The organism is Achromobacter insuavis (genome assembly GCF_902859645.1).
In the GTDB taxonomy this organism is placed as follows: domain Bacteria; phylum Pseudomonadota; class Gammaproteobacteria; order Burkholderiales; family Burkholderiaceae_B; genus Achromobacter; species Achromobacter insuavis.
Map to the genome: position 1 here is coordinate 1 of NZ_CADIJR010000137.1, position 8,565 is coordinate 8,565.

At 69.2% G+C, this 8,565-nt stretch carries 9 protein-coding genes and 1 pseudogene; 1 reads left to right on the forward strand and 9 read right to left on the reverse strand.

Going from position 1 to position 8,565, the window contains the following annotated elements; genetic code table 11:
• The 6 genes and pseudogenes from H0523_RS30870 to fliF all read right to left on the reverse strand — a co-directional run.
• Positions 1 to 455: pseudogene (locus H0523_RS30870) on the reverse strand (flagellar hook-length control protein FliK); the annotation flags it as partial.
• 20 nt (positions 456 to 475) lie between these two features.
• Positions 476 to 925 carry a flagellar export protein FliJ gene (gene fliJ, locus H0523_RS30875; RefSeq protein WP_054435710.1) on the reverse strand — a complete coding sequence of 150 codons (450 nt, stop codon included), beginning with the start codon at positions 923 to 925 and terminating at the stop codon, positions 476 to 478.
• A complete protein-coding gene (gene fliI, locus H0523_RS30880) occupies positions 918 to 2,393 on the reverse strand; it encodes a flagellar protein export ATPase FliI (protein WP_054435712.1) in 1,476 nt (491 codons plus the stop codon). Before fliI ends, fliJ begins: the two co-directional genes overlap by 8 nt.
• Positions 2,390 to 3,133 carry a flagellar assembly protein FliH gene (gene fliH, locus H0523_RS30885; RefSeq protein ID WP_054435714.1) on the reverse strand — a complete coding sequence of 248 codons (744 nt, stop codon included), beginning with the start codon at positions 3,131 to 3,133 and terminating at the stop codon, positions 2,390 to 2,392. The genes fliI and fliH overlap by 4 nt, the downstream gene beginning before the upstream one ends.
• Entirely contained in the window at positions 3,126 to 4,136 is a 1,011-nt protein-coding gene (gene fliG / locus H0523_RS30890) for a flagellar motor switch protein FliG (RefSeq protein WP_035360309.1), read from the reverse strand. The genes fliH and fliG overlap by 8 nt, the downstream gene beginning before the upstream one ends.
• Complete coding sequence (gene fliF, locus H0523_RS30895; RefSeq protein WP_054435715.1) at positions 4,126 to 5,793, reverse strand: flagellar basal-body MS-ring/collar protein FliF; 1,668 nt, start codon at positions 5,791 to 5,793, stop codon at positions 4,126 to 4,128. Before fliF ends, fliG begins: the two co-directional genes overlap by 11 nt.
• 347 nt (positions 5,794 to 6,140) lie before the next feature.
• On the opposite strand from fliF, the gene fliE reads away from it, so the two are divergent.
• Positions 6,141 to 6,473, forward strand: a complete 333-nt coding sequence (fliE, locus tag H0523_RS30900) for a flagellar hook-basal body complex protein FliE (RefSeq protein WP_035360311.1) — start codon at positions 6,141 to 6,143, stop codon at positions 6,471 to 6,473.
• A 230-nt stretch (positions 6,474 to 6,703) separates the two neighbouring features.
• On the opposite strand, the gene H0523_RS30905 is transcribed toward fliE, so the two are convergent.
• From H0523_RS30905 to fliK, 3 genes are all read right to left on the reverse strand, one after another.
• Positions 6,704 to 7,501: a flagellar brake protein gene (locus H0523_RS30905; protein ID WP_054431114.1), complete on the reverse strand. Its 798-nt coding sequence runs from the start codon at positions 7,499 to 7,501 to the stop codon at positions 6,704 to 6,706.
• Positions 7,502 to 7,525: 24 nt separating this feature from the next.
• On the reverse strand, positions 7,526 to 7,840 hold the full coding sequence (locus tag H0523_RS30910; protein WP_006394467.1) for an EscU/YscU/HrcU family type III secretion system export apparatus switch protein: 315 nt from the start codon (positions 7,838 to 7,840) through the stop codon (positions 7,526 to 7,528).
• On the reverse strand, positions 7,840 to 8,565 hold a 726-nt coding region (gene fliK / locus H0523_RS30915; protein ID WP_180180276.1), incomplete at its 5' end, for a flagellar hook-length control protein FliK. The genes H0523_RS30910 and fliK, both read right to left, overlap by 1 nt.

Consider the following 8,565-nt stretch of genomic DNA (forward strand, 5'->3'; position numbering starts at 1 on the left):
GTCAGGGCGGCCTGCACCACGGCGGCGCCGGTGCTGACCGCGGTGGCGGCGGCCTGCGCGGTGCCGCGCGCCAGCTGCACCTGTTCGGCCGCCTGGGCGGCGATCTCCAGCGCCTGCTGCGGCAGCACCGGCGCGGCAGGCTGCTGCGCGGCGACGGCGAGCGCGCCGGCCTCGGCCTGGGTGGCGGTCTGCACGGCGTTGTCGATGGCCTGGGCGGCGGCGTCCTCGGCGTTGCTGGCGGCGTCACCGGAATTCTTGCCGCCGGCCTGCGTCTTGGCGCCGCTGTTGGAGGCGGGGCGCGCGTCGGCGGACGGATTGGGACGCTGCTGGGCCAGCACGTCGGAGAAGGACGGACCCTTCTTGGCCGTGGCCGGCGCGGCCTTGGCGCCGAGCGTGTCGGCGATCGAGACCGGCGCGGCGGGCGCGATGGCGGGGGTGGGCAGGGGAGCGGTCATGGCGGGCTTCCTGTGGGCAATTAATGCATCCCGGCCTGGCGCTGGACCAGGCGGGCGGAGTATTCGTCGTTGGCGCGCTGTTCGCGGCGCGATTCGACCACGGCCTGGGCGCGCAATTCGCGCTGCGCCAGGGCGTCGTACGAGTTGAGCTTGCGCTTTTCCTGCTGCCAGTAGAGCCGGCCCTTGGCCAGGTTCTCGTCGGCCTGGCGCAGCACGCCTTGCTGCTGGACGATGGCGTCGTCCAGGGTGCCGATGAAGCGCTGGTAGTTGTGGCAATCGCTGGCCGACATGCCGGTGGTCATGGCCTGCTGCAGGCGTTCCAGGTAGTCCTGGCGATAGTCCTGCAGCATGCCGAGCTGGCGTTCGGCATTGGTGCGTTCGGTGCTGAGCCGGCCGAGCAGGCGGGCGGCTTCGTCCGTGCTCTCCTTGGCCAGGTTGATCAGCATGTCCAAGGGCAATTGGCTAGGCATAGGTGTCCCTCAATTCAAAGCTGGCGCGCAACTGCTCCACCGCGTCCTCGTAGCCGACGTTCTCGCCGATATCCTGTTGCAGGAAGGCTTCCAGGCGCGGGTAGCGGGCGATGGCATCGTCCAGCTGCGGGTCGTTGCCGGCGGCGTAGGCGCCCACGGCGATTAGGTCGCGGTTGCGCTGGTAGCGCGACAGCGTCTGCTTGAAGCGGCGCACCACCGAGAACTGCTGCTGCGTGATCAGCGAAGTCATGGCGCGCGAGATCGAGGCCTCGATGTCGATGGCGGGGTAGTGGCCGGCTTCGGCCAGGTGGCGCGACAGCACCACGTGGCCGTCCAGGATGGCGCGCGCCGAGTCGGCGATCGGATCCTGCTGGTCGTCGCCCTCGGCCAGCACTGTATAGAAGGCGGTGATCGAGCCGGCCTTGCCGCTGGGGCCGGGCGCGCCCATGCCGGCGCGTTCCACCAGCATCGGCAGCTTGGCGAACACCGACGGCGGATAGCCCTTGGTGGCGGGCGGCTCGCCGATGGCCAGCGCGATTTCGCGTTGCGCCATGGCGTAGCGGGTGAGCGAGTCCATGATCAGCAGCACGTCCAGGCCCTGGTCGCGGAAGTGTTCCGCCAGGCGCGTGGCGTAGGCCGCGCCCTGCAGGCGCAGCAGCGCCGAGACGTCGGCCGGGGCGGCCACCACCACCGAGCGCGCCAGGCCCTCGGGGCCCAGGTTGTGCTCGATGAATTCCTTGACTTCGCGGCCGCGTTCGCCGATCAGGCCGACCACGATGACGTCGGCCTTGGTGTAGCGGGCCATCATGCCCAGCAGCACGCTCTTGCCGACGCCGGAGCCGGCGAACAGGCCCATGCGCTGGCCGCGGCCGACGGTGAGCAGGCCGTTGATGGCGCGCACGCCGGTGTCCAGCACGGTGTCGATCGGGGCGCGCGACAGCGGGTTGATCGGCAGCGCCGACAGCGGCGCGAGTTCGGCGCCCGTCAGCGGGCCCAGGCCGTCCAGCGGCCGGCCGGCGCCGTCGAGCACGCGGCCGAGCAGGGCGTTGCCCACCGGCAGGTGGCGGCCCAGTTGCGGCTTGGCATTGCCGTTCAGTTCGGCCTTGCGCGGCAGCGGGATCTGGCGTTGCACGGGCGGTTCGCCGGGCACCACGCGGGCGCCGGGCGGCAGGCCGGAGATGTCGGCCTGCGGCATCAGGTACAGGGTGTGGCCGTCGAAACCGACCACTTCGGCGTCGGCCCAGTGGTCATGGCCGCGCGCGATCTCGATGCGGGCGGCGGCGCCCACCGGCAGGCGCAGTCCGGTGGCGTGCAGCACCAGGCCCGTGGCGCGCGTGATCTTGCCGCTGACCAGCCAGGGGTCGGTCGAGGCGGCGCGGATCGACCCGATCTGCAGCTGGGTCTGCCAGCGGTCGATCACGGGCACGGCCGGTTGGCCGGGCTGCGCGGGGGCCTGATTGGCGCTCACGCCGGGTCCTCCCAGTGGACGTTGCGGCCCAGCGAGGCCGCGACGCGGCGCCAGCGGGTCTGCAGGGTGGCGTCGATGTCGCCGAACGGCGTCTCGGCGCGCACGCCGCCGCGGGCGATGGATTCGTCGGCCAGCACGCGCCAGTGGCCTTCCTTGAGTTCGTCGGCCAGGTGCAGGCGGATCAGCTCGATGTCGGCGGGATTGGCCCACAGGCGCATCTGGCCGCCGGCGGTGGGGTTGATGTGCAGCACTTCACGCACGGCGCTGGCCACGGTGTCGGGCTGCTCGGCCAGGGTGGTGCGCACCACCTGCTGGGCGATGTCCAGCGCCAGCGTCAGCAGGCTCTGGCCCATTTTTTCTTCGAGCGAGCCGACCGATTCGGCGCAGGCCTGCACCAGCGCGTGCAGGCGCCGGGCTTCCTCGGCGCCTTGTTCGCGGGCCTGGGCCAGGCCCTCGGCGTAGCCGGCTTCGCGGCCAGCGGCGAGGCCGGCCTCATGGCCTTCGGCATGGCCGGCGGCCAGGCCCTCGGCGTGGCCCTGCGCATGGCCGGCCGCGTGGCCTTCGGCGCTGGCCTCGGCGCGCAGCTGGGCCATCACCACTTCCGGATCGGGGCCCGGATCGGGTTCCGGCTCGGGTTCGACTGCGACGGGCGGCGGCTCGTCGAACGACAGCATCTGCCAGCGCCGCCAGGCGGCGCTGCGCGAGATGAGCGTCGACTGACCGGTATCCGCTTCAGACATACGCGTCGTCTCCGGAGTTGCCCAGTACGATCTGGCCGCTCTCGGCCAGGCGGCGGGCGATCTGCAGGATCTTCTTCTGCTCGGTCTCGACCTTCGACATGCGGATCGGGCCTTGCGCTTCCAGGTCCTCGCGCAGCATTTCGGCGGCGCGGCTGGACATGTTGCGCAGGAACTTGGCGCGCAGCTCTTCCTGGGCGCCCTTGAGCGCGACCATGAGCGTGTCGTTGTCGATTTCCTTGAGGATGAGCTGGATGGCGCGGTCCTCGACGTCGAGCAGGTTGTCGAACACGAACATCTCGTCGATGATCTTCTGCGCCAGGTCGTTGTCGCGTTCGCGCAGGCTGGCGACCACGGTTTCCTCTTCGGCCGAATTCATCATGTTGAGAATCTCGGCCGCGGTGCGCACGCCGCCCATCTTGCTGCGCTTGGCGCCCTGGCCGGCCAGCACGGAATTGAGCACTTCGGTCAGTTCCGACAGGGCGGCCGGCTGCACGCCGCCGAAGGTGGCGATGCGCAGCATGACGTCGTTGCGCAGGCGGTCGGTCAGCAGCGCCAGCACGCCGGCGGCGCGGTCGCGCTCCAGGTGCACCAGGATGGTGGCGATGATCTGCGGGTGCTCGTCGCCGATCAGTTCGGCCACGGTGTGCGGGTCGAGCCAGTTCAGCGCGTCGATGCCGCTGCCGCCTTCGCCGGCTTCCAGGATGTCCTCGATCAGGCCGGCGGCGCGGTCGCTGCCCAGCGCCTTGGTCAGCACGGTGCGGATGTAGTCGTCCGAACCCAGCGTGACGGCCATGAACTGGTCGGCTTCCTGGCGGAATTCCTCCAGCACCACGGCGACGTCGTTGCGGGTGACCTGCTTGAGGCTGGCCATGGCGGCGCCGACCTGCTGGACTTCGCGGGCGGAGAGGTACTTGAAGACCTCGGCGGCGGCGTCTTCACCCAGCGACATCATCAGGACGGCGCTGCGCGTCATGCCGTCCATCGGCTTGGCATCATTTTTCATCTTTGGTCATCCAGGTGCGCAGGACCATCGCGACGGCGCGCGGATCCTTGTTCGCCATCGTGCGGGCGCGTTCCAGGTTGTCCTGGTAACGGTCGGTTTCCTTGGCGCGGGCCACGTCCTGGGCCTCGCGCTGGGCTTCGATGCGTTCGGCCTCGGCCACTTCCGGATCAACCGGCGGGTACAGGTAGTCGCCCACCGAGCGGCGCACCTTGCGGTACAGCCACAGGGCCAGCACGCCACCGACCAGCCATGCCAGGATGGTCTTGAACAGCGAGATCATTTCCGGATCGCGCCACATCGGCAGCGCCGGCGGGCCGTCGTTGAACTGGCTGTTGACCAGGTTCAGCGAATCGCCGCGGCTTTCCGAGTAGCCCATCGCCTCGCGCACGAGGTTGGTCAGCTTGCTCAGCTCCTCGGGCGGCAGGGCCTTGAGATCGCCGTCCTTGTCGCGCACGTAGTTCACCACCACGGCGACCGACAGGCGCTTGACCGTGCCGACCGGCTGCTTGATGTGGCTGATGGTGCGGTCGACTTCGTAGTTGGTGGTGGCGTCGCGGCGGTCGCTGACGGTGCCGCCGGCGTTCTGGCCGCCGGTGGTGGTCTGTTGTTGTTGCTGCTGTTGCTGTTGCGGCTGGCCCGGGCGCGGCGGCTGGGTCTGCGGCGGATTGGCGATCGGCGCCTGGGCGTTGCCCGGCGGCTGATTGGACAGGGCGCCGGGGACGCCCTGGGCGGGATTGATGCCGCGCTGGTTCTGGTCGCTGGTTTGCTGGCTGCGGATGGCGGCCTGGCCGGGTTCCTGGTTGGGGCGGTAGACCTCGGAGGTTTCCTCGCGGCGGGCGAAGTCCATTTCGGCGCTGGCCTGGGCGTGCACGTTGCCCGGGCCGACCAGCGGATTGAGGATGGTCAGGATGCGTTCGACGGTGCGCTGCTCGGTTTCCCGGACCATGCGCGTCTGGTCGGCGTCCATGCCGCGGCCTTCGCCCAGCGGCGAGGACAGCAGGCGGCCGTTCTGGTCGACGACCGAGACGTTTTCAGCGGTCAGTTCGGGCACGCTGGAGGCGACCAGCCACGAAATGGCCGAAACCTGGGCATCGCTCAGGCTGCGGCCGGGGTAGACGTTCAGCAGCACCGAGGCGGTCGGCGGCTGGCGTTCGCGCACGAACAGCGACTGGCGCGGCATGGCCAGGTGCACGCGGGCGTGCTGCACGGTGTGCATGGATTCGATCGAACGCGCCAGCTCGCCTTCCAGGCCGCGCTGGTAGTTGATCTGCTCGGCGAACTGGCTGGCGCCGAAGCGGGCGTTGTCCATCAGCTCGAAGCCGACCGAGCCGCCGCGCGGCAAGCCCTGCGACGCCAACTGCAGGCGGGCGTCGTAGACGCGGTCGGCCGGCACCAGCAGGGCGGTGCCGGTGTCGTTGTACTTGTAGGGCACGTTCATGGTGCCCAGGGCCGTCACGATGGCGCCGCCGTCGCGGTCGTCCAGGTTCGAGAACAGCACCTTGTACTTGGGTTCGCTGCTCCACATCGCCACGGCGACGATGAGCGCGACCACCGCGGCTGCCGCGCCAAGCAGGATCGGCTTGGGCAGGGCGCGTATCTTTTCCAACACGGGAAACTTCGCCAGAAGCGACGCGCTCAGGGTAGCCTGCTGATTCATTGGCGGCTCCCGCTGGCTTCGCGGAGCAGGGAAAATGACTTCATGTTCGGGTAGGGCAGATTACACATGCAACGTGCTTCTGGTCTGGGGAGAGCCTGGATTATTGCTGCTGCGTTAGCAAACCCAATCGTCGAAAACAGCGGTTTTTTGGCGTTACTTATCCCCTATGTAGACAAGCGACCGTGGCGGGGGAATGGGGCGGGCGGCAGTGGACGCCGGCGGGGGCGGCGCATTCGGGGAAATATCGGGTGTTTTGGCGGCTTTTAGCCGCTATGACGCCGGGGTTGCCGGGTTACGCTGCCTGCATCGTTGGCGTAGTCCACGCCCCACCAGCAAGGAATAACGTAATGGCTGTATCAGGCTTGTCCGGCATCGAGAGCATGCTCCAGCAGATGCGCGTGGCCGTCACCAAGGCCGAGACCGGCAACCTCGCCGCCGGCGAGGCCGTGGCCCAGCCCGACGGCTTCGCCGCCGAGCTGCAACGCTCGATCCGCCGCGTCACCGGCGCGCAGAATGCCGCCACGGCGCAGGCCAAGGCCTTCGAAATGGGCGCGCCCGATGTGTCGCTCAACGACGTGATGATCGACCTGCAAAAAGCCAGCATCGGCTTCCAGACGGCCGTCCAGGTCCGCAACAAGCTGGTCGCGGCCTACAAGGAAATCTCGTCGATGGCCGTGTAACGGCGCAGGCAGGGCCAGAACGGCCCAACCTCGGCGGGAACACCCCAATCTGGGCCAGAACGGCCCAGTCTGGGCTGGAACACCCCAATCTAGGCCAGAACATCCCAATCTGGGCTAGAACATCCCAATCTGGGCTAGAACATTCGCCCCGCCGCCCGGCCGCCCGAAGGCGGGGCAGCCCCCTCGGGGGGCAGCAAGCACGCAACGCGTGCGCCGCGTGGGGGCAAACACTACCTTGCGTTTTTTTCCAGGCGCCAGACGACCTGCTGCAGCCAGTTTTCCTGCCGCGCGTCCAGGTTCAGGAACACCGCGCCCAGATGGCTCATGGGCGGTTCGCCGGTCAGCGACACATGGGTCGGCACCGGTTCGTCCGGGCTGTCGGCCTGGACCATGGGCTGGCCCGAGATCGGGTACACGTTGCGCACTTCGAGGTGCGCGCTGAGCTTGCCCAGGTCGCCGAAGTCCAGTCGCACGTCTTCCAGCACCGACCCGCGTTCCGGCAGGGCCTGCACCGCCAGTTCCACCCGCAGGCCGACGCCGTCGACCGACAGATCGCGCACCGAGAAACTGATCGGCTTCTCGGCCGGATCGGGTTGCCACGACGCCTGGCAGCGGTTGGCGTTGCTGATCAGCGAGGCGCGGAACATCTTGCGGCGCTGGATGCGGGCCAGATGCTCGGGGAAGGGCGACATCAGCGCGGCGCTGCCGTCATCGAAATGGATGACTTCGGGGCGCTCGACGCGGAAGCGGATCTGCACGCCGCCGTAGGCGGTGGCGTGGAAATGGAAGGTGGTGCCGCTCAGCAGGCCCATGCTGTCGGACTGTTCGAAGTCGGCGCCGGCGTAGTCGCGCGGGCGCCAGAAGAACTGGCGGGTCTGCTTGTCGGCGCCCAGCACCAGCACCGCCATCTCGCGATCGGCGGCGTCACGCACCAGGATATGGCTGTCGGGGTGCGTCAGTTCGAAAAGGGCGGCGCGCATGTCTTCCGGCCGCGTGAGCAGGAATTCCGGATCGCTGGCATCCAACACAGTGGTGTCCTTGGAAAATAGGGGTCAGGCTGGCGGCGCGGCGTCGGGAAGCTCGCGCGATTCGAGGCGATACAGCCAGGCCAGCAATTCTGCCACCGCTACGTAGAGTTGGGGAGGAATATGCGCATCCAGGTCCACCTGCATCAGCAGGCCGACGAGTTCGCGCGATTCGTGGACGTAGAGTCCGTTTTCCTCGGCGGCGCGCACGATGGTGTCGGCCAGCTGGCCGTAACCCTTGGCCACCACGCGCGGAGCGGCGTCCTTGTCGTCGTACGAGATCGCGACCGCGGCGTTGCGGTTGGCGTTGGGGCCCTGATCGGGTGGCGGGGCGGTGCGCATCAGAAATCCGTGGGCATGACGGGACGCGGATCGACCACGTTCACCACCAGGTGGCTGAGCGTGAGACCGGCGGCCAGCAGGCGGGAGCGCAACTGGTCCGAGGACTCGTTGAGTTCGGCCGCGCCATGGGGGGCGACCAGTTGCAGCACGATCTGGTCGCCTGCCAGGTTCAGGCGCGCGTCCACCAGGCCCAGGCGGGGCAGGTCCAGCTTCAGGCGGGTGGCCCAGGTGGGCACGCCCGATTCCGGATCGCCGCCATAGGGCTCGCGCTCGACTTCCCACTCCATGGGGGTGCCGGGCCAGGCTTCGCCTTGCCAGGTCAGCGCCTGGTTGGCCAGCACGTCGAGCTGCTGGCGCACCAGCACGGTGAGATCCTGGTGGATGCCGCTGACCGGCGTGCCGGGCGCGGGCGTATTGGTGCCGCCGGCCGTCGTCGGCGCGTCGCCGCCCGAGCGGCTGGCGGAGGTGCTGGCGCTGTCGGCGCGCGGCCGGGCGAGGTCGGCTTCGCTGGGGACGCCGCTGCGCGTGAGCTTGGCTTGCGGCTCTTGTTGCAACTGGGCCGGATTGCTGCGGCCGAAGACCATGTCGGTCAGGTGCGATTCGTAGAACAGGCCACTGGTCTGCAGCGCCGCGCGCAGCGCCTGGCCCAGCGCGCGGGCGGAGGGTCCGGCCGCCGCCATGCTGGCGTGGGCCGTGGCGTCGGCGCCCTTGGCGCCGCCGGGGGC